At 65.7% G+C, this 23,472-nt stretch carries 22 protein-coding genes; 9 read left to right on the top strand and 13 right to left on the bottom strand.

Annotation, left to right across the window (positions count from 1 at the left end):
- Positions 1–50 precede the first annotated feature (50 nt).
- The 4 genes from N5D45_RS00950 to N5D45_RS00935 all read right to left on the bottom strand — a co-directional run bounded on the left by N5D45_RS00950 (position 51) and on the right by N5D45_RS00935 (position 3,914).
- Positions 51–827, bottom strand: a complete 777-nt coding sequence (locus tag N5D45_RS00950) for an ABC transporter permease (RefSeq protein ID WP_005409726.1) — start codon at positions 825–827, stop codon at positions 51–53.
- Positions 811–1,644, bottom strand: a complete 834-nt coding sequence (locus N5D45_RS00945; RefSeq protein WP_005416613.1) for an ABC transporter ATP-binding protein — start codon at positions 1,642–1,644, stop codon at positions 811–813. The genes N5D45_RS00950 and N5D45_RS00945 overlap by 17 nt, the downstream gene beginning before the upstream one ends.
- Positions 1,645–1,658: 14 nt before the next feature.
- Complete coding sequence (locus tag N5D45_RS00940; RefSeq protein ID WP_197656478.1) at positions 1,659–2,717, bottom strand: ABC transporter substrate-binding protein; 1,059 nt, start codon at positions 2,715–2,717, stop codon at positions 1,659–1,661.
- A 75-nt stretch (positions 2,718–2,792) separates the two neighbouring features.
- On the bottom strand, positions 2,793–3,914 hold the full coding sequence (locus N5D45_RS00935) for a 4-oxalomesaconate tautomerase (RefSeq protein WP_228354524.1): 1,122 nt from the start codon (positions 3,912–3,914) through the stop codon (positions 2,793–2,795).
- A gap of 109 nt (positions 3,915–4,023) precedes the next feature.
- Between N5D45_RS00935 and N5D45_RS00930 the strand changes: the two genes are divergently transcribed.
- Entirely contained in the window at positions 4,024–4,926 is a 903-nt protein-coding gene (locus tag N5D45_RS00930; protein ID WP_010485668.1) for a LysR family transcriptional regulator, read from the top strand.
- A gap of 61 nt (positions 4,927–4,987) precedes the next feature.
- Here the strand turns inward: N5D45_RS00930 and N5D45_RS00925 are convergent, their stop codons facing one another.
- The 3 genes from N5D45_RS00925 to N5D45_RS00915 form a co-directional block, all read right to left on the bottom strand.
- Positions 4,988–5,368, bottom strand: coding sequence for a hypothetical protein (locus N5D45_RS00925; protein WP_019337724.1), 381 nt, complete (start codon positions 5,366–5,368; stop codon positions 4,988–4,990).
- Positions 5,369–5,643: 275 nt separating this feature from the next.
- Entirely contained in the window at positions 5,644–6,528 is an 885-nt protein-coding gene (locus N5D45_RS00920) for a methylenetetrahydrofolate reductase (protein ID WP_057504054.1), read from the bottom strand.
- Positions 6,528–7,442 carry a LysR family transcriptional regulator gene (locus N5D45_RS00915; protein ID WP_228354525.1) on the bottom strand — a complete coding sequence of 305 codons (915 nt, stop codon included), beginning with the start codon at positions 7,440–7,442 and terminating at the stop codon, positions 6,528–6,530. Before N5D45_RS00915 ends, N5D45_RS00920 begins: the two co-directional genes overlap by 1 nt.
- A 75-nt stretch (positions 7,443–7,517) precedes the next feature.
- On the opposite strand from N5D45_RS00915, the gene msuE reads away from it, so the two are divergent.
- Genes msuE through N5D45_RS00900 form a run of 3 tightly spaced genes read left to right on the top strand, consistent with a single transcriptional unit; the run spans position 7,518 to position 10,213 of the window.
- Positions 7,518–8,105 (top strand): FMN reductase, encoded by a 588-nt coding sequence (gene msuE, locus N5D45_RS00910; RefSeq protein WP_019337727.1) that lies wholly within the window; start codon positions 7,518–7,520, stop codon positions 8,103–8,105.
- A 56-nt stretch (positions 8,106–8,161) separates the two neighbouring features.
- Entirely contained in the window at positions 8,162–9,139 is a 978-nt protein-coding gene (locus N5D45_RS00905; RefSeq protein ID WP_109814153.1) for a DUF1852 domain-containing protein, read from the top strand.
- Positions 9,140–9,178: 39 nt separating this feature from the next.
- Positions 9,179–10,213, top strand: a complete 1,035-nt coding sequence (locus N5D45_RS00900) for a methionine synthase (RefSeq protein WP_228354526.1) — start codon at positions 9,179–9,181, stop codon at positions 10,211–10,213.
- Here the strand turns inward: N5D45_RS00900 and N5D45_RS00895 are convergent.
- The 4 genes from N5D45_RS00895 to N5D45_RS00880 all read right to left on the bottom strand — a co-directional run bounded on the left by N5D45_RS00895 (position 10,170) and on the right by N5D45_RS00880 (position 13,217).
- Positions 10,170–10,742 carry a hypothetical protein gene (locus tag N5D45_RS00895; protein WP_228354527.1) on the bottom strand — a complete coding sequence of 191 codons (573 nt, stop codon included), beginning with the start codon at positions 10,740–10,742 and terminating at the stop codon, positions 10,170–10,172. The two genes, N5D45_RS00900 and N5D45_RS00895, sit on opposite strands and share 44 nt — an antisense overlap.
- Positions 10,743–10,865: 123 nt before the next feature.
- Positions 10,866–11,636, bottom strand: a complete 771-nt coding sequence (locus N5D45_RS00890; RefSeq protein ID WP_279938366.1) for a trypsin-like serine protease — start codon at positions 11,634–11,636, stop codon at positions 10,866–10,868.
- Between the two features lie 134 nt (positions 11,637–11,770).
- On the bottom strand, positions 11,771–12,082 hold the full coding sequence (locus tag N5D45_RS00885) for an excalibur calcium-binding domain-containing protein (protein ID WP_010485648.1): 312 nt from the start codon (positions 12,080–12,082) through the stop codon (positions 11,771–11,773).
- Positions 12,083–12,212: 130 nt separating this feature from the next.
- Complete coding sequence (locus N5D45_RS00880) at positions 12,213–13,217, bottom strand: PHB depolymerase family esterase (RefSeq protein WP_043395915.1); 1,005 nt, start codon at positions 13,215–13,217, stop codon at positions 12,213–12,215.
- A gap of 221 nt (positions 13,218–13,438) precedes the next feature.
- Between N5D45_RS00880 and N5D45_RS00875 the strand changes: the two genes are divergently transcribed.
- The 4 genes from N5D45_RS00875 to N5D45_RS00860 are packed head-to-tail and all read left to right on the top strand — an operon-like array spanning position 13,439 to position 20,363.
- Complete coding sequence (locus tag N5D45_RS00875) at positions 13,439–15,613, top strand: TonB-dependent receptor (protein ID WP_279938372.1); 2,175 nt, start codon at positions 13,439–13,441, stop codon at positions 15,611–15,613.
- A 32-nt stretch (positions 15,614–15,645) separates the two neighbouring features.
- Positions 15,646–16,524 (top strand): alpha/beta hydrolase, encoded by an 879-nt coding sequence (locus N5D45_RS00870; RefSeq protein ID WP_049409687.1) that lies wholly within the window; start codon positions 15,646–15,648, stop codon positions 16,522–16,524.
- Positions 16,521–16,997 (top strand): MaoC family dehydratase, encoded by a 477-nt coding sequence (locus N5D45_RS00865; protein ID WP_164191269.1) that lies wholly within the window; start codon positions 16,521–16,523, stop codon positions 16,995–16,997. The genes N5D45_RS00870 and N5D45_RS00865 overlap by 4 nt, the downstream gene beginning before the upstream one ends.
- Positions 16,998–17,033: 36 nt before the next feature.
- A complete protein-coding gene (locus tag N5D45_RS00860; protein WP_057504049.1) occupies positions 17,034–20,363 on the top strand; it encodes a PAS domain-containing hybrid sensor histidine kinase/response regulator in 3,330 nt (1,109 codons plus the stop codon).
- A gap of 4 nt (positions 20,364–20,367) precedes the next feature.
- On the opposite strand, the gene N5D45_RS00855 is transcribed toward N5D45_RS00860, so the two are convergent.
- Positions 20,368–21,042 (bottom strand): response regulator transcription factor, encoded by a 675-nt coding sequence (locus N5D45_RS00855; RefSeq protein ID WP_057504048.1) that lies wholly within the window; start codon positions 21,040–21,042, stop codon positions 20,368–20,370.
- A 129-nt stretch (positions 21,043–21,171) separates the two neighbouring features.
- On the opposite strand from N5D45_RS00855, the gene N5D45_RS00850 reads away from it, so the two are divergent.
- Complete coding sequence (locus N5D45_RS00850) at positions 21,172–22,818, top strand: fatty acid--CoA ligase (protein WP_057504047.1); 1,647 nt, start codon at positions 21,172–21,174, stop codon at positions 22,816–22,818.
- 19 nt (positions 22,819–22,837) lie between these two features.
- Here N5D45_RS00850 and N5D45_RS00845 read toward each other — a convergent pair whose 3' ends face one another.
- Positions 22,838–23,437, bottom strand: a complete 600-nt coding sequence (locus N5D45_RS00845; protein ID WP_197656472.1) for an NADPH-dependent FMN reductase — start codon at positions 23,435–23,437, stop codon at positions 22,838–22,840.
- Positions 23,438–23,472 lie beyond the last annotated feature (35 nt).

The following is a 23,472-nucleotide window of genomic DNA, read 5'->3' as shown; positions in this document are numbered from 1 at the left end:
CGCCGCCGGATCGGTCCGGCGGCGCGGCGGGCCGGCTCAGCGCGGCCGGTTCAGCTGGTGGCCTGTGCCTGGGCGTTGGGACGCCAGGTGATCAGCTTGTTCTCGACCACGTCCAGCAGGGCGTCGATGACCAGCACGAAGGCGGCCAGGATGATGATGCCGGCGAACACGCCCACGGCATTGAAGTTGCCCTCGGCCTGCGCGATCAGGTAACCCAGGCCCGCCGAGGCCCCAAGGTACTCACCGATGATCGCGCCGACCACCGCGAAGCCCACCGAGGTGCGCAGCGAGGACAGGATCCAGCTGGCTGCTGCAGGGAAGTAGACATGGCGCAGCAGGTCGCTACGGCTTGCACCCAGGATGCGGGCATTGGCCAGCACCACCGGATTCACCTCGCGCACGCCCTGCATGGCATTGAAGAACGTGGTGAAGAACACCAGGGTGACCGCCAGCGCCACCTTCGACCACAGGCCCAGCCCCAGCCACAACACGAAAATCGGCGCCAGCACTACGCGCGGAATTGCGTTGAAGCCTTTGATGAAGGGGTCGAGGATGCGCGCCGAGCGTCGGCTCAGGCCCAGCCACACGCCGCCAGCCACACCCAGGCCGGTGCCGATGATGTAGCCCAGCGCGGTTTCGGTCAGAGTGATGTAGACGTGCTGGTAGAACGAGGTATCGGACAGCCAGGTCCAGGCCTGCTGCACGATCGCTGTTGGCGAAGGAAAGAAGAACGGATCGATCACGCCCAGCGCGATGCCGCCTTCCCAGCCACCGAACACGGCGACCACCAGCGCGAGCTGGATGAACTTGTCAGTCTTGGCGTGCATAGCTCTTCTCCACTTCGCCGCGCAGGCAGGCCCAGATGTCGCGGTACAGGTCGGTGAAACGGTCATCCAGCTTGATCTCGGCCACATTGCGCGGACGCTCCAGATCCACGTCGAAGCTGCGCACCACGCGGCTGGCCGGGCCGGAGGACAGCACCACCACGCGATCCCCCAGGGCGATCGCTTCTTCCAGATCGTGGGTGATCAGGATCACCGAGCGCCGGTCCTCCTGCCACAGACGCAGCAGCTCGTTCTGCATCAGGTGCCGGGTGTGGATGTCCAGCGCCGAGAACGGTTCATCCATCAGGATCACCTTCGGCTCGACGATCAGCGCCTGCGCCATCTGCACACGCTTGCGCTGGCCACCGGACAGCTGGTGGGGGTAGCGATGCTCGAAACCGGCCAGGCCGACCTTGGCCAGCCACGCGTTGGCCTTGGCCTTGCGTTCGGCTTCGGGCACGCCGCGGAAGCGCAGGCCGAGTTCAACATTCTGGTAAGCCGTCTTCCACGGCAGCAGCGCATCCTGCTGGAACAGGTAGCCGACCGACTCCTGCACACCGCTGACGGCGCGGCCGTCGATGCTGACCTGCCCGGAAGACGGCTTCAGCAGACCCGCCACGGAATTGAGGATGGTGCTCTTGCCGCAGCCGGTCGGCCCGACGATGGCAAGGAACTCGCCGTCACCCACCTGGATGTCGACATCACGCACGGCGGTGAATTCGCCGAAGGACATGGTCACCTTGTTGAGGGCAACCATGGTCTGTGCAGGCTCCAGCTGCGGTGCGCCGTTGAGCTGGCGCACGGTGGCATTGAGGGCCATGGGGTTACCTCCGCTTACGGTTGGGCCGCCGGCGCCGCAGCGTTGGCACGCTCGACGAAGGCATTGGTGTAGGTCCTGGACAGATCGATGTTGGCCTTGGCCACATCCGTGTTGAACTCGCGCAGCACCTTCAGTGGGGTTTCCAGGTCGGCCGGCGTGAAGTGACCGTCCCGGGTAAAGATCGCGCGGGCGTTCTCCACCGCGCGGGCATAGGTGGCGCGGTCGCCGGAGACGTAGCTGTCCGGCAGCGCGGCAACGATCTCTTCGGCACTGTTGTCGGCGATGAACTTCAATGCCATCTGCTCGGCACGGGCGATCTTCTCGGCCGCTTCGGGGCGCTTGTCCAGGAAGCTCTGGTTGGCATACATCACCGAGGTCGGGTACAGGCCGCCATAGACCTGGCGGGCGCCGTCATCGCTGCGCGCGTCGAGGAGGATCTTCCCGACCTTGCGCTCAGTGATCAGGGTAGCGGCCGGGTCGTAGTTGACCAGCAGGTCGATCTTGCCCTGCTCCAGCGCGGCGACCGCCGCAGCACCGGAGCCGACGCCGATCAGCGAGATGCTGTCGGCCGGAATATCATGCTGGGCGAGGAAGTGACGGACGAAGAAGTCTGACGAGGAGCCCGGTGCGGTAATGCCGACCTTCTGGCCCTTGATGGTGTCCGGGCGGGCCGGATCGAAGCTGGCATCCTCGCGGCCGGCCATCACCAGGCCGGAGTTGCGCGAGAGCAGCACGAAGGCCACCACGTCCTTGCCCTTGGCCTGCATCTGGATGGTGTGGTCGTAGAAGCCGACGGCCACGTCGGTGGAATTGGCCACCAGCGCCTGCAATACCTTGGAGCCGCCCTGGGCGAAGTTCTCGGTCTTCACTTCGAGACCGACATCCTTGAAATAGCCCTTTGCGTCGGCGATGAAGAACGGCAGGTTGTTGAGGTTGTAGGAGCCGACGCTGATGCGTACCGGTGCATTGTCACCACCGCCGGCGGATGCGCCTTCGGTGCGCCCGCTGTTGCTGCATCCGGCCGCGGCCAGACCAGCCGCGCACAGCGCGGCCATCAGGAACTGCTTGTACATCATCCCTCCCAGGAGTGAAGCATCTACGTTGTAATGGCGGGCATGCGTGTCTACGCCGGCCCGTCCGGGTTCAGATCATGCCGCTGACGTCCATTGGCGGGCTTGGGTGGCACTGGCCGTGGTGGGCGCGGGCGAAGTCGCGTACACGCGCCCCTCGAACAAGCGGCGCGCGGTGCGGACCACGCTGGCAATCACCGGCGAATCGCCCGAGCTGCGACTGAGGCCCACCTCCAGGGCCCCGCTCGGATGTTCGAGGGTAATGCGGCCGGGAACGGACAGGCATCCGACCAAAGTGTGGGCCAGCGTGCCCGGCGTAACGGCGGCGGTGGCCAGGCCAACCGCACCGGTAATGGCCAGCGCGGTGTGGCATTGATGCGGCATGAAATAGCGCACCTGCAGATCGCCCTCATGTTGCGGCGCCGACAGCAGCACCGGCTTCGGAATGACCTTGTTGCCAGCGTCGGCGATGCCCATGCGGGCGCCCGCCTCGATACGCAGCGCTTCCAGCCGGCGCATGAATACCGCGTCCGCGTTCAGTTCGGCGGGCGGGGCATCGCCGCGCACGCCCAGGTCTTCGGCACGCACCAGCATCATCGGCATCGCGCAGTCCACCAGGCTGACCGGCACGCCATCAATGGTCTCCTGCGCGTGCCCGCTGGGCAGCAGCTTGCCGGTGCGGGCACCTGCCGCATCAAGGAAGGAGAGCCTGACCGGCGAAGCCGAGCCCGGCGCGCCGGCAATGCGCGTGTCACCTCGGTACACCACGTTGCCGCCGGGCGTTTCCACCGTGGCGACGATCAGCTTGCCGGTGTTGAGGTTGTGGATGCGCACCTCGGTCTGCGGATCCTGCGCCTGCACCAGCCCACGCTCGATGGCATACGGGCCTACGGCCGCCAGCATGTTGCCGCAGTTCGGCGAGGTATCCACCACCTGCTGCTCTACCCGTACCTGGGCGAACAGGTAGTCGACATCGGCGTCCGGACGGCTGGAGCGGTCGATGATCGCCACCTTGCTGGTCAGCGCGTTGCCTCCGCCGATGCCATCGATCTGCAGCGGATGCCCCGATCCCATCACTTCCAGCAGCAGGCGATCGCGTTCGGCGGTGTCCGCCGGCAGGTCGCTGGCCAGGAAGAACGGGCCCTTGGAGGTACCGCCGCGCATGAGAACGCAGGGAATGCTGAGCAGATCGTTGGACATACGTGTGCTAGATTGATGCGCGTGGGGGATGAATGACCCCTCTGTGATTCGATACTGGCATGACCCCAATTGATCTGTGAATTGCTGATTTTTGGATGATTGATACCCAATGAGCATTAATTGCGAAATCCTGGATCTGCGTGCGTTCCTGCTGGTGTCGGAGACCCGCAGCTTCCATCGCGCCGCGGAAATCCTGCACGTCTCCCAGCCAGCACTCAGCCGGCGTATCCAGAAACTGGAACAGGCGGTGGGGTCGCCGCTGCTGGAGCGCACCACGCGCAGCGTCAGTACCACCGCTGTCGGCGAGAACCTGCTGCCGCTGGTGCGCCGCATGCTGGAGGAATTCGATGGATCACTGTTCTCGCTGCGCGGCCGCGAAGACACCCGCGGCGCGACAGTGACCATCGCCTGCCTGCCGACGGCGGCGTTCTACTTCCTGCCCAGCGTGATGGCGCGTTTCCACGAAGCGCACCCGAACGTGCGCTTCCGCATTCTGGATATCCCGGCCACGGAGGGGCTGCAGGCAGTGGAACGTGGCGAAGTGGAGTTCGGCATCAACTTCATGGGCGCCAACGATCCGAATCTCGATTTCGACGTACTGGCAGAGGACCCGTTCGTGCTGGCGTGCCGTCGCGATCATCCGCTGGCGCGCAAGCGCAAGGTGGAATGGGCCGACCTGGCCGAGCACCAGTTGATCACCGTGCATCGCACCAGCGGCAACCGCACGCTGCTGGATGGTGCGCTGGCGCGCGAGAACCTCAAGTTGAGCTGGCACTACGAAGTGACCCACCTGTCGACGTCACTGGGCATGGTCGAGGCGGGCATCGGGGTGTCGGTGCTGCCGAAGATGGCTACGCCAGATGGGGATCACCCCACCCTGGTGACGCGCGCGATCGGCAACCCGGTGGTGTCACGCACGATCGGCATCGTCCGCCGCCGCGGCGCCCTGCTCTCGCCCACGGCGGAGCGATTCCTGCAGATGCTGATGAGCCAGTGGCGTGGGGAGGCGTGAGCAGCCCCGCAGTTCACGCACCCATCCGTTCCGGCACACTGGGCGCTGACAGGGTCGCCCTTCATGACGAGGCCGCGAAGATCGACGCAATACCTGCAAGCGATCCCACGGCCACCCATGAGAGCGTGGCGAATGCAGTCAGCAGTACCTTCCGGTGGACGGCCTGCGCTTCGTTCTGGGCCTCCGACCGTCGCGCATAGGGCCTGGAGAAACCCAGCAGTTCGCCGGTGACAGTCAACACCCCCATCAGGATCAGTGCGGTCACGCAGAAGCCGAACATGGAGCCTATGAAGGCCAAATGGCGGGTGTCGCCGATAGCCGGCTGAGTCCCGGCCAGGGCTTCCACAAGTTGCCCCGTCCACCGGGCGGGCAGCCAAGCCAGGGCTGCGACAATGCCGAAGTGACTGGCCACGTTGATCCAGAACCAGGATGTGGTCTTCATGACGTCAGCGTTTCCGGTGTTGGCCAGTGGCGGGCATCGTGACGCCTGCGCCAGCCCCGCGCAACGCTGCATGGGGAAGCCAGCCAGCGGCCGGCACTACCAGGTCAATCAGCCTGCGGTTTCCAGCCCCTTGCCTGCCGCATCCATCCGCAACGAGGCCAGGTACCGGCAGTACTTGCCGACGAACATGAGCGGTCCCTTGGTGAAGGTGGCGAGGGGCCCTCGCCTTGGCGCTCACTATTCGCTTCCGCCCCAATGGCGGCCAGTGACAGCTGTCAGTCTTCGTGGATTACGCCGCGCGCACCGCGAACACGCTGCCGGTACCGCTCGATCCACTCCAGCGAGGGCGCAACACCGCCGAACGGGAACAGGTGCGGACTGACCTGGCCATGCGCGCTGGTCAACCCCTTCACCAGGCGATCGACGAAAACCTCCGGCCCCGCCGTTCCGAGCAGGCGGCCGATCGAGATGCCATACCGGGCGAGCATCGATGCACTGGCGCCTACGCCGCACATCGCCGCATAACGCAGCAAGCGGGTGATGCTGGCCGGACCCGGCACACCGACCAGCACCGGAACGGTGATGCCACGCGTGCGCAGTGCATCCAGCCAGGTCAGCACGGTATCGGCATCGAACGCGAACTGGGTGACGATCAAGGGGGCCATGCCGCGTGCTTCTATGCGCTGGCATTTGTGTTGAAGCGCCTGCCAGCGTTCGTCACTGCTCATTACCGGGTGGCCTTCCGGATGCCCGCCGATGGCGGCGACCTTGATACCGTGTCGCTCCAGAAGACCGGTCTCGATGATCGACGCGCTGTCTGCAAATGGTCCGATGGGCGTGGCCAGGTCACCCGCGATCAGCAGGCAACGCGCGACCCCGGCTTCGCCGGCGGCACGTTCCAGGAAGCGTTCAAGCGCTGCGTGTGACCCGATACGCCGCGCGGAGAGATGCGGCATCGGCTCGAAGCCGAGCTCGCGCACCGCGCATGCGGCGGCCAGGCGTGCATCGTCGTCCTCGCTGGCCAGCCAGGGAATGGAGATGATTGTGCCGCGCGGTATGCGGGCCGCCTCGGCGCGCAGCGCAGGCATGGCTTTCGCGCTGACTTCCAGTGAAAAGGCGTTGAGGAAGGCGTCCGCCCGCAGTGACATGCCTGCCGACATCAACGCGCTCCGCCCACATTGCCGGCAAGCGGCGAGCCGTTACGGGCCAGCTCGATGAAGGCCTGGAGGTAGTCGATACCGGTATCGGCCTCGCGCGCGCCGAGATAGATCTGCTTGGGGATGCCCTTGGCGCCCAGGCGGACGGGCACGACGTCCATGCGCGCGGCGTACTCCTCCACCAGCCAGCGCGGCATGGCGGCCACGCCGCGGCCGCTGGCCACCATCTGCATCATGATGTCGGTGGTTTCAATGGCCTTGTGGCGCCGCGGCGTGATGCCGGCCGGCAGCAGGAACTGGTTGTAGATGTCCAGGCGCTCGAACGGCACCGGGTAGCTGATCAGCACTTCCTGGCCGAGCTGGCGCGGCTTTACGTAGTCCACCTTGGCCAGGGCGTGGTTGCTGGCCACCACCAGCACCTGCTCGTAGTCGAACACGGGAATGAACTTCAGGCCTGGCTTCAGCAATGGGTCGGGGGTGACCAGCAGGTCGATCTCATAGCCGAACAGCGCGCCGATGCCGCCGAACTGGAACTTCTGCTTGACGTCCACATCCACGTCCGGCCATGCCGCCAGGTACGGTGAGACGATCTTCAACAGCCACTGATAGCAGGGATGGCACTCCATGCCGATGCGCAGCGCGCCGCGCTCGCCCTGTGCGAACTGGCCCAGCCGCTCCTCGGCCAAGTCCAGCTGCGGCAGCACGCGGTTGGCGACTGCCAGCAGGTATTGCCCGGCCTGGGTCAGCCGCAGGCTGCGGCCTTCGCGCAGCCACACATCGGTGCCGAGCTGCTGCTCCAGCTTTTTCATGCTGTGGCTCAGGGCTGACTGGGTCAGGTTGAGCACGCCGGCCGCGGCGGTGAGCGAGCCCTGCTGCTCAACCTGCTGCACGATGCTGAGGTGGATCCGTTCCAGCATGACGATGAATCTCGCTCATGGATTGGTGAAGTAATACCATTTTACGTCATGGAAGGCACTGACTAGGATCGGGTCATGCTTTCACCTGCCCACCCCCTTCGAATCGTCGCCGTCTCCGGCGGATTGCAACGCCCTTCCAGGGCCGCCACGCTGGCCGAGCATCTGCTGGACCTGATCGGCGAGGACATCCATTGCGAGCAACACCTGATCGAACTGGGCGAGCTGGCGCCGCAGCTGGCCGGCGCACTGTGGCGCTCACAGTTGCCCGACGCTGTGGAGCGGCAGCTGGTTGCTGTTGAACAGGCCGACGTACTGGTGGTGGCAACGCCGGTCTACCGCGGTTCGTACACGGGGCTGTTCAAGCACTTCTTCGACTTCATCCACCAGGACGCACTGGTCGACACCCCCATCCTTCTGGCCGCCACCGGTGGCAGCGAGCGCCACTCGCTGGTAATCGACCATCAGCTGCGCCCGCTCTTCAGCTTCTTCCAGGCGCGCACCCTGCCATTGGGTGTCTACGCCACCGATCGCGATTTCGCCGACGGCCGCGTGCACAGCGACGCCCTGATCGAGCGGGCGCGACTGGCGGTACGGCGGGCCATGCCGCTGCTGGCGCTGCCCCGCCATCGTGCCACCGCCCTTGAGACCGCCGCAGCGCTTTGAATGCCGGATGCCCTCGCCCGCATCCGGATGCCACCCCGCAACACGGAACGCCGCCCATGACGACCGACACCTTCACCTTCAGCATCACGCGCATCCCCTTCAACGAGGACTACCAGCCCGCCGATGGCACGCGCATCACCACCAATTTCGCCAATCTGGCGCGCGGCGCATCCCGGCAGGAGAACCTGCGCAACACGATCAGCATGATCAACAACCGCTTCAACGATCTGGCGCACTGGGACAACCCGAGCGCGGATCGCTATGCGGTCGAGCTGGACATCATCTCGGTGGAGATGCACATCGACGGCAGCGATGGCCGTGATCCGTTCCCGTTGATCGAGGTCCTGCGCCCAACCATTGTCGACACGCAGACCGGTGCGCGTACCGAGGGTATCGTCGGCAACAACTTCTCGTCCTACGTGCGCGACTACGATTTCAGCGTGGTGCTGCCGGCCAGCAACGAGGGCAAGGCCACCTTCGGCATTCCGGAAGGCTTTGGCGACCTGCATGGCAAGCTGTTCAAGCACTTCCTGGAGTCTGACGCCTACCGTGCCAACTTCAGCAAGGGGCCGGTGATCTGCATCAGCGTATCCAGCAGCAAGACCTACCACCGCACCGAGAACCACCATCCGATCCTGGGCGTGGAATACCGCCAGGGCGAGTTCTCTCCCACTGACCAGTATTTCGACAAGATGGGCCTGCAGGTGCGCTACTTCATGCCACCGGGCAGCGTGGCGCCGCTTGCCTTCTACTTCCAGGGCGACCTGCTGGGGGATTACTCGAATCTGGAACTGATCGGCACCATCAGCACGATGGAAGCGTTCCAGAAGATCTACCGCCCGGAGATCTACAACGCCAACTCTGTGGCCGGCAAGGTCTACCAGCCCAGCCTGAAGCACCAGGACTATTCGTCCACCCGCATCGTCTACGACCGCGAAGAGCGCAGCCAGCTGGCGGTCAAGCAGGGCAAGTTCACCGAAGAACACTTCATCAAGCCGTATCGCGCCGTGCTTGAGCAGTGGGCTGCCCGCTGATCCATCGATTTTCCATTCGCCCCCAGGAAACAAGACGCAATGTCGACGAAGAAACTGCTCCCTACCTCCACCGCCGGCAGCCTGCCCAAGCCGTCCTGGCTGGCAGAACCCGAAAAGCTCTGGTCGCCCTGGAAGCTGCAGGACGAAGGCCTGACTGAAGGCAAGCAGGATGCCCTGCGCCTGTCCCTGCAGGAACAGCAGCATGCCGGCATCGATATCGTCAGCGACGGCGAGCAGACCCGGCAGCACTTCGTCACCACCTTCATCGAACACCTCAGCGGCGTTGATTTCGAGAAGCGCGAGACCGTGCGCATCCGCAACCGCTACGATGCCAGCGTGCCGACCGTGGTCGGCGCAGTGAGCCGTCCGAAGCCGGTGTTCGTGGAGGATGCGAAGTTCCTGCGCCGGCAGACCACGCAGCCGATCAAGTGGGCACTGCCTGGCCCGATGACGATGATCGACACGCTGTACGACGCGCACTACAGGAGCCGTGAGAAGCTGGCCTGGGAATTCGCGAAGATCCTCAACGAGGAAGCAAAGGAGCTGGAAGCCGCTGGCGTGGACATCATCCAGTTCGACGAGCCGGCCTTCAACGTGTTCTTCGACGAAGTGAACGACTGGGGCGTAGCCGCGTTGGAGCGTGCGATCGAAGGACTGAAGTGCGAGACCGCCGTGCACATCTGCTACGGCTACGGCATCAAGGCCAACACCGACTGGAAGCAGACGCTGGGGTCGGAATGGCGGCAGTATGAAGAGTCGTTCCCCAAGCTGCAGACCTCCAACCTCGACATCATCTCGCTGGAATGCCACAACTCGCACGTACCGATCGACCTGATCGAGCTGGTGCGTGGCAAGAAAGTGATGGTCGGCGCCATCGACGTGGCGTCCAGCACGGTGGAGACCGCCGATGAAGTAGCCAACACCCTGCGCAAGGCCCTGCAGTTCGTGGATGCCGACAAGCTTTACCCAAGCACCAACTGCGGCATGGCGCCGCTGGCCCGTGAAGTGGCACGGGGCAAGCTGCGTGCGCTCAGCGAAGGGGCCCGGATCGTGCGTGAGGAGCTTTCGGCGTAGTCCTGGCTGGGGATGTGTTCCCGTTTCGGCGCGGGGAGGATGGAACCTGGCCGGGTACAGACCAGGTTCCACCTCGTCCCTGCACCTCGGGCCTGGCAGCCATCATGCGCGGCCGTGGTGCCAGCGCTTCCTTGATCCGCCCCATCTCCCCTGCCCCGGCTTCAGCCAGGCGCCGGGCCTGCTGCCGCTGCTCCCGCGTCAGCACCTGCGAGGGCACGGCGCCCGCGCCGGGCGCAACAGCCACCAACCGCGCCACCGCATCGCGCAGAGGCAACTGCGGGCAGAGCCGTGCAGCACACCAGCGCTCGGCGTAGCGCTTGGCCTGACGGGCGCTGGTGGCGGACACGACCTTGGCCTGTGACATCTTGCGTGCGTCCAGGTACAGGCGGAACCCGAGCGCGGCATGCGGCACGATACGGGCCACCGAACGGCCGTTCCACCACAGATCCCAGCGCTCGCCGCTCTGCACCCACCCGGATGGCCGGGAGGCGGTCATGCACGCAGGGAATTTGAACGAAGAAGAGGCCATGGCGGGAAGGATACGAACACCCGTCGCATGACTTGAGACCGGGCGAACACCTGCGCGGAAGGCTGCCCGGATGCACCATTAACGTGACGCATCACGCTCGATGATGCTTTCGATCCAGTTGAGTTAGCGGGACACGCGGACGTTGTAAACCACCTGGCCATAGAAGCCCGCCTCTAGCGCATGCTCGGGAACGGCGGTGATCCAGGAGCCGAGGCCCACCAGCTGCCAGGTCCCTTCCTTACTGATCAGCAGCGGGCCGCCGCTGTCGCCGTTGCCGAGCACGCCCTCAAGGGGAAGGCCCTGCGGAGGTGGATCGAACCGGTACCAGAGATAGCGCGTGTTGCCGCCGGTGATCGCGTTGCGGGCTCGCCGCAGCGTCGTACGATGCGACCCGCCGGGCGCCAGCCCCACGGCACCGTTGCCGGTGGCGCCTTTCCCTATCAGGGAGGCGACCTGCGTGACCTCGTCGGCGCCACGGTAGAGTGCGACCGGCGGCACACCGCTCACCGGGGCGGCAAGTCTGATCAGTGCAATGTCGTCCGACGCTGCCAGAAACGCATGGATTTTCGATGCGCTCCCGGTTGCCATCGCTTCCTTGCCCAGCGCCTCGGGCATCCTCCGGTAGCCGGGGTGCAGGAAGACACGCTCGACGCCGTAGCCCTTCCCATCGATGGTGATCGTGGCATCCATCCCCTCCATCGGCGCGGCATGCGCGGCAGTCAGCACCCACTGCGGTGCGATCAGGACGCCGTGCCCCTCGCCCGGCATGTCTGCCAGTGCCGGGAACACCGATGCGTCGATCCGGTACCTGGCATCGTCAACATCATCGCGGATGACCACGGCACCGGCGGCGAACGGGAGCGTGGCCAATGCCAGGAAAATCCAGCGGTTCATGATTGCTTTCATCCTTGCAGTTCAATCACAACAGCCTAGGGGATATCCCTGCAATACGGGGAGATCGTGCGACCACTCCCGGCGATGGCCGACGAACCCGGGGAAACGGGAGTTGAAGCCAGGTGGGCCATGCCCTACCTGCGGCCCCGATAGGGTTCGCAGCCCACGCCGTCATTGTCACGATCGAGGTGCGGGCCATACCCCGGATCACCACGCCGTACCGGCGCAACCCCGGCGGCGCGGGCCTCCGCGCAGTTGGCAAATGCCCGGGAACCGCGCGCGGGGGCGGGGGCGAAACTGCTGCGCGGGGTGTCGACGTATCGAGGGGCGGCTGGAGCGCCTCGATGGCAGTGATACTCACCCGTTTTCCGGTTGGTGTGGCAACCCTGCTTGTCGAGCCCACCCGGATGCGCGAGCGCATTGGCGGACAGTGCCAGTGCGAGCATGCCGGATGCAGCCAATACGATGGAATCTCGGCGCCGGGTATCCATGCCTCCCCCCTGTCAGGCAATCCTGCCAAAGGGAAGGCTAGCATGGTGTCTCGACCGCCAGGCTTGACGCTGCAGCGGCGACCACTCAGCGCTGGTAGTCCTTCAGGAACAACCAGGTGATCAAGGTGGCATCCGGCCCCTTCGGGTCGGTGAATGGCAGGCCCGACTGGCTACCGCTCCAGGCATGCCCCATGCCCTGCACCACATAGTGCTGGACCAGCGTCCTGCCGCCGTACGCGTAGGTGTCGACGGTATACGCGCGGCCGCCCGGCACCTGGCCGTGATAGGTGCTGGTCGGCACGTACTTCACCGAATCGTTGTCCATGCCGTCGTCGGCCAGGTCATTGGTCTGCAGGAACTGGCGCACGGCCTGCTGCCCGTTCACCGGGTTGACGGTGAGGTCGGCGCTGCCATGGAACACCAGCACCGGCAGCGGTCGCGGCGACGGCGAACCCGAACACTGCCATGCCAGGCGACCGTTGCTGTCCGGCGAGTAGATGCTGCCGGCCAACAGTGCGTAGGCGCTGCCGGAAATCGTGGTCGCGCCCTTGAACATGCCACCGGAATGGATGGCACCTGCGGCGAACACGTCCGAATAGCAGCCCAGCATGATCGAGGTCATCGCGCCGCCCGCCGAAATGCCGGTGACGTACACGCGATGCGGATCAACGCTGTAAGCCGCCTTCACCTTTTCCACGATGCCGGCCAGGAGCGAGGGCTCGCCACTGTCGCGTGCCTGGTTGATCGGCAGCTGCCAGTTCCAGCAGCGGGCCGGATTGGAGGTGACGTTCTGCCGCGGGTAGACCACGATGAAGCCTTCGGTGTCGGCCACATCGTTGAAGCCCGAGGCCTCGCCCATCAGGTTCGGCCCGGTCACGCAGCCGTGCAGCACCAGCAGCAGAGGCAGCGGTTGTGTGTCGTCGTAGCCGGCGGGCACCCACACCTGGTATTCGCGGGCGCCGAACAGATTGCCGTACAGGCCAATGTCCCAATGCCCGGCCGGGCCTGCGGCAACGGCGCTGCCCGCCATCGCCAGCCAACTGCACAGTATCAGCAGTACAACCTTGATCGAATCGATTCCGGATTTCATGGCCAGATCCTCATGCGTGAGTCGTGGATGAAGGGGTACCGGGATGCGCTTCCGGCTGGGGGCGCGCCCAGTATCCGCATCCGGCGGCCGCTGCCGACTGGACCTAGGTCCACTCGCCGCTCCCCGATGACACCGCTAGCCTTGGCTGCAGGGGTGGCAATGGGCCATCTGCAAGCACCTGCCTGGGGGAGGACCGAATGAAACGGAATTGTTTGAGTCTCATGATCGGCGCGCTGCTGGCCTCCGGGCCGGTACTGGCACAGGAAGCGCCCCAGGCCACGCCGACGGTGGGCAGGACTGCATCACCCACCAACCTGGACAGCATCAAGGTCACCGCACGCAAGCGCGAGGAAACCCTGCAGGAGGTGCCGGTTGCCGTCACTGCGTTTACCTCCGAGGCGCTGGACAAGATGAATGTCCAGGACATCAGCGACCTGGATGCGCAGGTGCCCAACCTGACCATCTACGCTGCCCGCGGCGCCAGCAGCACGGTCACCGCCTACATCCGTGGCATCGGCCAGTCCGATCCCACCTGGGGCGCCGATCCGGGCGTGGGCATCTACCTGGACGACGTCTATATCGCGCGTCCGCAGGGTGCGCTGCTGGATGTGTTCGATGTCTCGCGCATCGAGGTGCTGCGCGGCCCGCAGGGCACGCTGTATGGCAAGAACACCATCGGCGGCGCGATCAAGTACATCTCGCGCGGCCTGCCCACCCAGACCGAGGGCTTCGCCCAGATCACCGTGGGCAACTACAGCCAGCTGGATGCGAAGGCGGCCATCGGTGGCCCGATCGGCGGTGCCGACAGCGGCCTGCGCGCCCGTGTGGCGGTGGCCAGCATGAACCACGACGGGTTTGGCGAGAACACCTTCAACGGCCAGCCGGTCAGCGACAAGCAGATCAACGCGGCACGCCTGAATCTGGGCGCGTATGCGGGCGATGACTTCGACGTGCAGTTCGCACTGGACTGGATCGACGATCAGTCCGGCATGCGCGGCTCGAAGATGCTGGCGCCCAATCCGTTCCTGCGCGCCTACCCGCCGATGGACAGCCGCTATGACATCCGCTCGGGCATGCGCAACCTCAACAACGTGGAGAGCAAGGGCGCCTCGGCCACGGTGAACTGGCGGCCGAACGAAGACATCGCACTGAAGTACGTGATCGCCAAGCGTGAATCGGACAGCGAGGCCAACATCGACTTCGATACCGCGCCGGTCAAGCTCGCCGACGTGGGTGGCACCTACCACGACGACCAGGTCAGCAACGAAGTGCAGGTGAACTACGATGCCGGCGGCCGGATGCGCGGCGTGGTCGGCCTGTACCAGTTCAGCGGCGAAGCTGGCGGGCAGATCCAGAACAACTACTTCAGTGCGCAGTTCGCCGACAACCAGGGCAAGGTGCTGACCGACAGCATCGCGCTGTACGCGGACTGGACCTTCGACCTGACCAGCAGACTGAAGCTCGATGTCGGCGCCCGCTACACCGACGAGGACAAGCGCGCGATCGTGCTGAACCGCCTCTACGCCGACCCGGGCTTCAGCCGGCCGGTGGCGGTGACCGCCGATTTCGACAAGAAGACCAACTTCAAGAACGTCTCGCCCAAGGTCTCGCTGGACTACCAGATCACCCCGGACATCATGGTCTATGGCCTGGCGACGCGTGGCTTCAAGTCCGGTGGCTACAACATCCGTGCCAACGCGGCGGCGGTACCGCGCTCGGCGGAGCCGTTCGATGACGAGACCGTGGACAGCTACGAAGTCGGCAGCAAGATGGCCTTCCTCGACCAGCGCCTGTTCCTGAACCTGTCGGCGTTCTACAACAAGTACAAGGACATCCAGCTGTCGGTGTTCACCGGCCTGGATACCAACGGCGATGGCATCGACGATTCCTTCTTCGGCGACTTCACCAACGCCGGCGCCGGTACCGTCAAAGGCCTGGAAGTCGAGTATCAGTACCTGCCCAGCCAGCACTGGCTGATTTCCGGCAACCTGGCATGGCTGGATACCAAGTACGACGAGTACATGGACCGCGGCATCAACGTGGCCAGGCAGATGAAGTTCACCAATGCCCCGGAATTCTCTGGTGCGTTCAACGTGGAATACCGCACCGACCTGGCCAACGGCAGCAACCTGTCGGCACGGGTGAGCTACAGTTACCAGAGCGAAGTGTGGCCGACCACCGACCTCAGCCCGGTGATCCGACAGCAGGGTTACGGGCTGGTCAATGCCGGCGTCATCTGGAGCTTGGATGACGCGTGGACCTTCTCGCTGCAGGGCACCAACCTGGCCGACAAGGAATACCGCACCACCGGCTACAACATCCCGGCGGTCGGCACGCTGATTGGCTTCTATGGCCCACCACGCGAATATAGCCTCAGCGTCCGTTACGGTTTCTAGCGCATCCGTTACGATCTTCAGGAAGCTTCTGCATGACGCAGTCTTACGACGACCTGTACTGGAACAGCAATGATGGATTGCGCCTGCATGCGCGCGACCATGCACCCGATGCGGGGCAGGCAGCGCGTGGCACAGTGGTCTGCATTCCAGGACTGACCCGCAATGGTGCCGACTTCGATGCGCTTGCCAATGTACTCACCGCCGAGGGCTGGCGCGTGATCGCGGTCGACCTGCGTGGTCGTGCAGGCTCGGAACGCGCATATGACCCGTCCAGCTACAACCCGCGTGCCTATGCGGATGACATGGTTGCGTTGCTGCGCTCGCAGAACATCGACAAGGCGGTGTTCATCGGCACCTCGCTGGGCGTGCTGGTGACCATCACCCTCGCCTCGCGCGCGCCCGGGCGGATTTCCGGGGCGGTGCTCAACGATGCCGGCCCCAAGGTGCCACGCGAGGCGCTGGCACGGATCGGCAAGTACGCCGGCAAGCCGGTCCCGCCGATGGACCTGGTGCAGGCCACGGCCTACGTGGAATCCATCGGCAAGGCTGCGTTCCCGCGCTTCAGCACCGACGACTGGCGACAGATGGCGGTGCGCACCTTCCGCCCGCGCAGCGATGGCCTGCTGGAACTGGACTACGACCCGGCAGTGATCCGTACTACCCGGCCATGGTTGCTGTGGCTGTTGCGTCCGCTGCTGTGGCGTGCGGTCCGCGGGCTGACCGCACGGGTGCCGGTGCTGGTGGTACGCGGTGCGCTGTCCGACATTCTGCCGGCCGATGTCGCGCGGCAGATGGCGGCCACCTCGGAAAGTGCCCGCCTGGTGGAGGTGCCCGATGTGGGGCACGCGCCGATGCTGTCCGAGCCAGAGGCGCGTGACGCGATCCTGACCTTGCTGGAGCGTGTGGCGTGAGTGCGGACAGCGACCTGCCTCCCGCCCTGCTGGCGTTGCAGCAGTGGGCCGCCAGTGAGCGGCTGAGTGGCGTGACCCGCGTGGACCAGGCGCGCATCGATGCTTTTGCCGACGCCACCGGTGACCACAACTGGATCCATGTCGATCCAGCGCGGGCGCAGGCGCAGATGCCGGGTGGGCATACCATCGCACATGGCTTCCTGTTGCTCTCGCTGACGGTGGAGGACGATGTGGCCGCCCTCGCCGGCTTCCCCGGCATCGCCCATGCGCTCAACTACGGCTTGAACAAGGTCCGCTTCCTGGCGCCGGTGCCGAGCGGGTCCGAGGTGCGGGTACGCTCGCAGCTGGTGTCACTGGATGCGCGCCAGCACGGCCAGTGGCTGCTGACCCAGCGCAAGGCCGTCGAGCGGGTCGCCGATGGCGAGCTGGCACTGGTCGCTGAGCAGCTGTCACTGATCGTGATCGCCGCCTAGCACCACCCTGCCCGCTTCTCTCCCTACACTGGAGCGATGTTGACGCCCTCCATCGTCCTCTTCGCCTGCATTGCATGGACCGCACTGCTGTTTGGCGTGGCGCTGTGGGGCGAGCGCCGCGGGCACCGGCTTTCGAAGGCCTGGCCGCTCATCTATGCACTGTCGCTGGCCGTGCACTGCACCGCGTGGACCTACTACGGTGCGGCCTCGCAGGGGCAGCAATGGGGTTTCCCCATTCCACCGACCCTGGCCGGCATGGCGCTGATCTTCGCGTTGGGCCTGCCGTTCCTGCTCCGCCTCGGGCGGCTGGCCAAGCAGCACAACAGTGCCACCATCGCCGATCTGGTCGTTGCACGACTGCGTGCCGATCGCGGCCTCGGCTTCACTATCACCCTGGTGGCGCTGTTCGGCATCATTCCCTACATCGCACTGCAGCTGAAAGCCGTCAGCCAGGGGCTGGGTGCCCTGCTGGGTGATCGGTTTGCGCCTGCCGGTGCGCAGCTGGACATGTCGTTCTGGTTCGCGCTGACGATGGCCGCGTTCACCCTGCTGTTCGGTGCACGCAAGGCCTCGGCTACCGAGCCCAACCGCGGCATCGTGGTCGCGCTGGGCCTGGAATCGGTGCTGAAACTGGTCGCACTGCTGGCAATTGGCCTGTATGCGGCGCTGTCCGTGCACAAAGCCGGCACGCCGCTGCTGGAGAAGATGGCGCAGCTGCCGCCACCGGCCATCGTGCCGGACTATCTCACCATGGTCGCGCTGGGGGCGATCTCCGCGTTCACCCTGCCTCACCAGTTCCACGTCGGCGTGGTCGAGCTTCGCCAGACCTCGGACCTGAAGACGGCACGCTGGATGTTCCCGGTCTACCTGCTGCTGATCGGTCTGCCGTCGGTGCCGATGGCATTGGCCGGTGCCGCGCAGCTGCCGGCCTCGGTATCACCGGACCTGTACGTGCTGGCGCTGCCGCAGGCCGGTGGCCATCATCTGCTGGCGCTGCTGGCCTATCTGGGCAGCCTGAGCGCGGCCACGGGCATGATGATCCTGTCCGGGCTGACCCTGTCGATCATGCTTGGCAACCACGGATTCGGTTCGCGCCTGCTCGGCGGCATCGAGGGTGGCGTGGCCAACGCCGATCTGCGCCCGCGCGTGCTGGCGTTCCGCCGTGCCGGCATCCTCGCCGTGTTCCTGATGTCGTGGCTGTACAGCCGCGCGATGAGCGACACCGAGGCACTCAGCGATTTCGGCCTGATGTCCTTCACCGCCCTCTCGCAGCTGGCACCGGCTGTGCTGCTGGCGGTGTATCGCCCACGTACGCCCTCCGCGGCCATCATGGCCGGCATCGTGCTGGGCTCGTTGGCCTGGCTGTGGCTGGTACTGCTGCCGATGGTGATCCCGGCCGCGACGCCGTCGGTCGACGCCGACGGGCTGCATTGGTTGTCGGTGGTCTCGCTGCGCGTGCAGCCGGGGCATATCGCCATCAGCATGGGGGCCAGCCTGGCGGTCAACCTGCTGGCCGTGGCCCTGGTGTCGCGGGCCGTGCGTCCGTCCTTGCCGCGGAGGCGGGATGCGGTGGCTGCGGCGTCCCTGCGCAGGACCGCCGGACGCTTCCTTGGCCAGGAGCGTGCGCGCCAGCTGCTGGAGGGCCACGCCGGGCAGATGCTGGATGACGACCGGGTCACCGCCGTCGAGCGTGAGCTGACGGCCGTGGTGGGCGCAGGCATGGCACGGCTGTTGGTCGAAGCCGCACGCGAGGGCGGCGCCGCGCCGCTGGACGCGGTGACCCGCGCCGTCGGCGAGGCCACCCAGGTGCTGCGCTTCAACCAGCGCCTGCTGGAAGCTGCGCTGGAGAACATGAGCCAGGGCATCAGCGTGGTCGATGCGCAGCTGCAGCTGGTGGCCTGGAACAGCCGCTACGCCGCGCTGTTCAGGTTCCCGCCGGAGCTGCTGCAGGTCGGGCAGCCGGTGGTCAACCTCACGGCATGGGCACTGGGACAGCTGAAGATCGGCGACGGCCCTGGCGACACGCCGACCAAGGCATTGCAGCGCCGCGTCGCGCATATGCGCCGTGGCACGCCACACCTTTCCGAACGGATTTTCCCCGATGACACCATCGTCGAGATCCGCGGCAACCCGATGCCGGGCGGTGGCTATGTAGCCACATTCACCGATGTCACGGCGTTCCGCCGCGCGGAAGATGCGCTCAAGCGCAGTAATGAGAATCTGGAACGCCGGGTACAGGACCGCACCGCGCGGCTGCAGCAGGCGGTACAGGAGGCCGAGCGCGCGAACGCGGCAAAAACGCGCTTCCTGACGGCGGTCGGCCATGATCTCATCCAGCCCCTGCATGCGGCCCAGTTGCTGACCGAGGCGATGTCGCAGCACATCGAGTCCGAGTTCCTCGACAGTTTCCTGCGGCAGATCCGCGGCGCATTGGATTCCACTGATGACCTGCTGTCCGGCCTGCTGGATATCTCGCGACTGGAAGCCGGTGGGCTGGTGGCCGATCCGCGCCCCTTCGCGCTGTCGACCGTGCTGGATCCGCTTGCGCAGGAGTTCGCGGTGCTGGCGGCGGCGCGTGGCCTGCAGTTCCGCCACGTGCGGAGCCAGGCCTGGGTCCATAGCGACCCGCTGCTGCTGCGCCGGGTGCTGCAGAACTTCCTGGCCAACGCCATTCGTTATACCCGCCATGGCGGTGTCTTGCTGGGTGTGCGCCGCCAGGGGCAGGCACTGATGATCGGCGTGCATGACACCGGCCCCGGCATTGCTCCGGAGCAGCAGGCGGTGGTGTTCGAGGAGTTCCACCGGATCGATCGCAGCAACGGGCAAGGACTGGGCCTGGGCTTGACCATCGCGCACCGCATTGCCGACCTGCTGCATGCACCCTTGCACCTGCGCAGCGTACCCGGGCATGGCTCGGCCTTCTCGATCAGCGTGCAACGCGCAGCACCCCCTGTGACCCCGCGCAGTCCACCACCGACGGGCGGCAGCAGCGCCCTGAAGGGAATTCGTGTACTGGTGGTGGACAACGACCCGGACGCACTGGAGGCGATGCGGCAGCTGCTGCATTCCTGGGGTTGCGATGTGATCGCGGCAGGCAACGCCGATGACATCGGATCCTCAGCGCACGAGGCGGCGCTGTGGCTGTTCGACTATCACCTGGATGATGGCGATACCGGTGTTGCGCTGTGGAAGCGGCTGACGGGCATGCATGGGCCGCGGCCGACGGTGATCCTCAGTGCCGATACCGGCAGCGATACGCGCGAGGCGGTGCGCGGCGTTGGGCTGTCCCTGCTCAACAAGCCGTTCAAGCCGTTGGCGCTGCGCTGGGCGATCAACCACCTGCTGGCGACCACTGCCACGCCCTGACCCATCAGGGCTCGGGAAGCTCTTCGATCTGCCGGGACGGATCGGCCAATCCCATTTCGTGCAGCACGCGGATGGCCTGCGCGCGGTTGCGCACGCCCAGCCGCTCCATGATGCGTGTCATGTGTGCCTTGACCGTGCGCAGCTGTACGCCCAGCCGGTCGGCGATCTGCTTGTTGAGCAGGCCCTCGGCCACCAGCCCCAGCACCTTGTACTGATGTGCCGACAGGCTGGCCAGGCGTGCGGCCAGGTCGGTATCCCTGCTGAACGGTGCCACCCGCGCCACCGGCTCGCGCAGCAACGCTGGAATCCAGCGCTCACCCTCCAGCACGGACTGCAGCGCGGACTGCAGTTCGTTCAAGCCCGAGCTCTTGGGCAGGTAGCCCGCGGCGCCGAGGTCGATGGCACGCCGGATGACCTGCGGCTCCTCGTTGGCGGAGACGATGATGATCGCCAGGCCCGGCTGCAGGGCACGGATCGTGGCCAACCCGGCCAGCCCATGGTTGCCGGGCATGTGCAGGTCAAGCAGCATCAGGTCGATCGACTGGTTCTCGATCACCTCCAGCACGCCGTCCAGCGAATCAGCCTCGCTGATCTGCAGATCGGCAACCGCCTCTTCCGCCGCGCGATGCAGTGCCGCACGGAACAAGGGGTGATCATCGGCGATGAGCAGGGTTGGCATGTCCTGGCGAGATTATCAAATCGGCTGCGCGCGGGAACAGGTACCTAGGTACGCTGGTACAGCAGGAAGGGCTTGCTAGTGTGGGGCGGAGAAGGCCGGCGACCGCAACGCCGTCCACGAGGAAATGCCATGTCATCCGCCCCCACTCCCGATGCCCATGCCTATCCACTGCTGATCAAGCAGCTGCTGCTGATGCCGCTGGCGGTGAGCCCTGGACAGGAAATCGTCTACGGCGACCAGGTACGGTTCGATTACCGCACCCTGCACGCGCGCATCGGCCAGCTGGCAGGCCTGCTGACCTCGCTGGGATACGGCCACGGCGACACGGTGGCGGTGATGGACTGGGACAGCAACCGCTACCTGGAGGCCTACTTCGCGGTGCCGATGATCGGTGCGGTGCTGATGATGGTGAACGTGCGCCTGGCCCCCGAGCAGATCGCGTACACGCTGAACCACAGCGGCGCGCGGGCGATCCTGGCCAACCGCGAGTTCCTGCCGCTGCTGGACGCCATCGACGAGCAGCTGCCGGACCTGCGCACCCGCATTCTGCTAGACGATGCCGATGGCCCGCTGCCGCCAGGCTTCGCCACCGAGTACGAAACGGGCCTGCGTGATGCCACGCCGGTCGTCCGCTTCCCGGACTTCGACGAGAATGCCCGTGCCACGGTGTTCTACACCACCGGAACCACCGGGTTGCCCAAAGGGGTCTATTTCAGCCACCGGCAGCTGGTGCTGCATTCGCTGGCGGCGATGGCCGCGCTCGGCGGCGCCCCCCGCCAGGGCCGCCTGCACCGTGACGACGTCTACATGCCCATGACCCCGATGTTCCATGTGCACGCGTGGGGCCTGCCCTACGTGGCTACCGCGATGGGCATCAGGCAGGTCTATCCGGGGCGCTACCTGCCTGCGAAGCTGCTGGCGTTGATCGCGCGCGAAAAGGTGACCTTCTCGCACTGTGTGCCAACCATCCTGCACATGCTGTTGGAGCATCCGGACGCGGCGCAGACCGACCTGGAGGGCTGGAAGGTGATCATCGGCGGTGCGGCCCTGCCCCGTGCTCTGGCGCAGCGTGCACTGGCACGGGGCATCGACATCTTCGGCGGCTATGGCATGTCCGAGACCTGCCCTCTGCTCACCATCGCCCAGATCGACGTGGACAGCATGACCGATGCCGACGAGGTGCTGTCATTGCGCACCAAGGCCGGCACTCCGGTGCCACTGGTGGACCTGCGCATTGTCGACCCGGACATGGGCGATGTCGTCCACGATGGCGTGGCCACCGGCGAAGTGGTGGCACGAGCCCCCTGGCTGACCCAGGGTTACCTGCACGATCCGGACGCTTCGGCAGCGCTGTGGGCGGGCGGCTACCTGCACACCGGCGACATCGGCAACATCGATGAAGGTGGCTACCTGCGCGTCACCGATCGCATCAAGGACGTGATCAAGACCGGTGGCGAATGGATCTCCTCGCTCGCGCTGGAAGACATCATCGCACTGCACCCGGCGGTCAGCGAGGTCGCGGTGATCGGTATCGCCGATGCGAAATGGGGCGAACGGCCGCTGCCACTGGTGGTCAGGCAGCCCGGCCGTGATGTGTCAGAGGCGGAGATCATCGAACTGGTCGCAGCGCGCAGCCGTTCCGGAGACATCTCACGCTATGCGATTCCGGAGCGTGTCAGCTTCGTGGATGCGATCGAGCGGACCAGCGTGGGCAAGATCAACAAGAAAAAACTGCGCGGGCTGCATGATCCGGGCGCTGGCACCGGCGGGCGCTGACGCCCTCTGCCGGCACGACTCAACCGCGCGATGCCCTGCCCTGCAGCAACTGGACCCAGGCCTGGAATCCCTCCAGGAAGCGCTGCAGGCGCATGCGCGTCGCCGCGTCGAAATCGTCCGCGTCATTGTTGTAGGCGGCCGCTGCTTCGGCCACATAGAGCTGTGGCGAGGCCATGGTCAATGCCCCCATGGCGGTCAGTGTATGGCGCAGCTGCGACTGTGCCAGTTTGGTGCCCCAGTGACCCGGCGTGGCGCCGATGATCGCCACCGGCTTGGCCGAAAGGACCGTGCGGTATTCGGCATCCTCGCGGGACAGCCAATCGAGCGTGTTCTTGAGTACGCCGGGCAGGGACTGGCTGTACTCCGGCGTGGCGATCAGCACGCCGTCAGCGGCTGCAATGGCCGCGCGCAGGCGCTTGACCCCGGCAGGACCGGCCGGATCGGCGGCTTCCAGGTCTTCGTCGAACAGCGGAATATCGGCAATGGTGTCATGCACGGTCAGCAGCAGGCCCGCAGGCGCGGCGCCTGCCGCGGCCCTGATCAGGCGACGGTTGTAACTGTTGCCACGCAGGCTGCCGGCAAACGCCAGGATGTTCAGCGGTGAAGGGTTGTCGGGCATGCGGGATTCCTGGGATAAGTCGGTGCGGGGTCACG

Source organism: Stenotrophomonas sp. GD03819 (assembly GCF_029841665.1).
Taxonomy (GTDB): domain Bacteria; phylum Pseudomonadota; class Gammaproteobacteria; order Xanthomonadales; family Xanthomonadaceae; genus Stenotrophomonas; species Stenotrophomonas geniculata.
The sequence above is the reverse complement of the archived record's forward strand: the minus strand, read 5'-3'. Positions and strand labels throughout refer to the sequence as shown.

Bases quoted from the DNA above. Each gene is read 5' to 3' on its own strand.
- N5D45_RS00890 (WP_279938366.1), bottom strand. From the start codon at position 11,636: ATGAACCGCTGGATTTTCCTGGCATTGGCCACGCTCCCGTTCGCCGCC.
- N5D45_RS00880 (WP_043395915.1), bottom strand. From the start codon at position 13,217: ATGAAATCCGGAATCGATTCGATCAAGGTTGTACTGCTGATACTGTGC.
- N5D45_RS00895 (WP_228354527.1), bottom strand. From the start codon at position 10,742: ATGGCCTCTTCTTCGTTCAAATTCCCTGCGTGCATGACCGCCTCCCGG.
- N5D45_RS00855 (WP_057504048.1), bottom strand. From the start codon at position 21,042: ATGCCAACCCTGCTCATCGCCGATGATCACCCCTTGTTCCGTGCGGCA.
- N5D45_RS00930 (WP_010485668.1), top strand. From the start codon at position 4,024: ATGAGCATTAATTGCGAAATCCTGGATCTGCGTGCGTTCCTGCTGGTG.
- N5D45_RS00870 (WP_049409687.1), top strand. From the start codon at position 15,646: ATGACGCAGTCTTACGACGACCTGTACTGGAACAGCAATGATGGATTG.
- N5D45_RS00940 (WP_197656478.1), bottom strand. From the start codon at position 2,717: ATGTACAAGCAGTTCCTGATGGCCGCGCTGTGCGCGGCTGGTCTGGCC.
- N5D45_RS00860 (WP_057504049.1), top strand. From the start codon at position 17,034: ATGTTGACGCCCTCCATCGTCCTCTTCGCCTGCATTGCATGGACCGCA.
- N5D45_RS00945 (WP_005416613.1), bottom strand. From the start codon at position 1,644: ATGGCCCTCAATGCCACCGTGCGCCAGCTCAACGGCGCACCGCAGCTG.
- N5D45_RS00915 (WP_228354525.1), bottom strand. From the start codon at position 7,442: ATGCTGGAACGGATCCACCTCAGCATCGTGCAGCAGGTTGAGCAGCAG.
- N5D45_RS00850 (WP_057504047.1), top strand. From the start codon at position 21,172: ATGTCATCCGCCCCCACTCCCGATGCCCATGCCTATCCACTGCTGATC.
- N5D45_RS00905 (WP_109814153.1), top strand. From the start codon at position 8,162: ATGACGACCGACACCTTCACCTTCAGCATCACGCGCATCCCCTTCAAC.
- N5D45_RS00885 (WP_010485648.1), bottom strand. From the start codon at position 12,082: ATGCTCGCACTGGCACTGTCCGCCAATGCGCTCGCGCATCCGGGTGGG.
- N5D45_RS00925 (WP_019337724.1), bottom strand. From the start codon at position 5,368: ATGAAGACCACATCCTGGTTCTGGATCAACGTGGCCAGTCACTTCGGC.
- N5D45_RS00920 (WP_057504054.1), bottom strand. From the start codon at position 6,528: ATGTCGGCAGGCATGTCACTGCGGGCGGACGCCTTCCTCAACGCCTTT.
- N5D45_RS00935 (WP_228354524.1), bottom strand. From the start codon at position 3,914: ATGTCCAACGATCTGCTCAGCATTCCCTGCGTTCTCATGCGCGGCGGT.
- msuE (WP_019337727.1), top strand. From the start codon at position 7,518: ATGCTTTCACCTGCCCACCCCCTTCGAATCGTCGCCGTCTCCGGCGGA.
- N5D45_RS00875 (WP_279938372.1), top strand. From the start codon at position 13,439: ATGATCGGCGCGCTGCTGGCCTCCGGGCCGGTACTGGCACAGGAAGCG.
- N5D45_RS00950 (WP_005409726.1), bottom strand. From the start codon at position 827: ATGCACGCCAAGACTGACAAGTTCATCCAGCTCGCGCTGGTGGTCGCC.
- N5D45_RS00900 (WP_228354526.1), top strand. From the start codon at position 9,179: ATGTCGACGAAGAAACTGCTCCCTACCTCCACCGCCGGCAGCCTGCCC.
- N5D45_RS00845 (WP_197656472.1), bottom strand. From the start codon at position 23,437: ATGCCCGACAACCCTTCACCGCTGAACATCCTGGCGTTTGCCGGCAGC.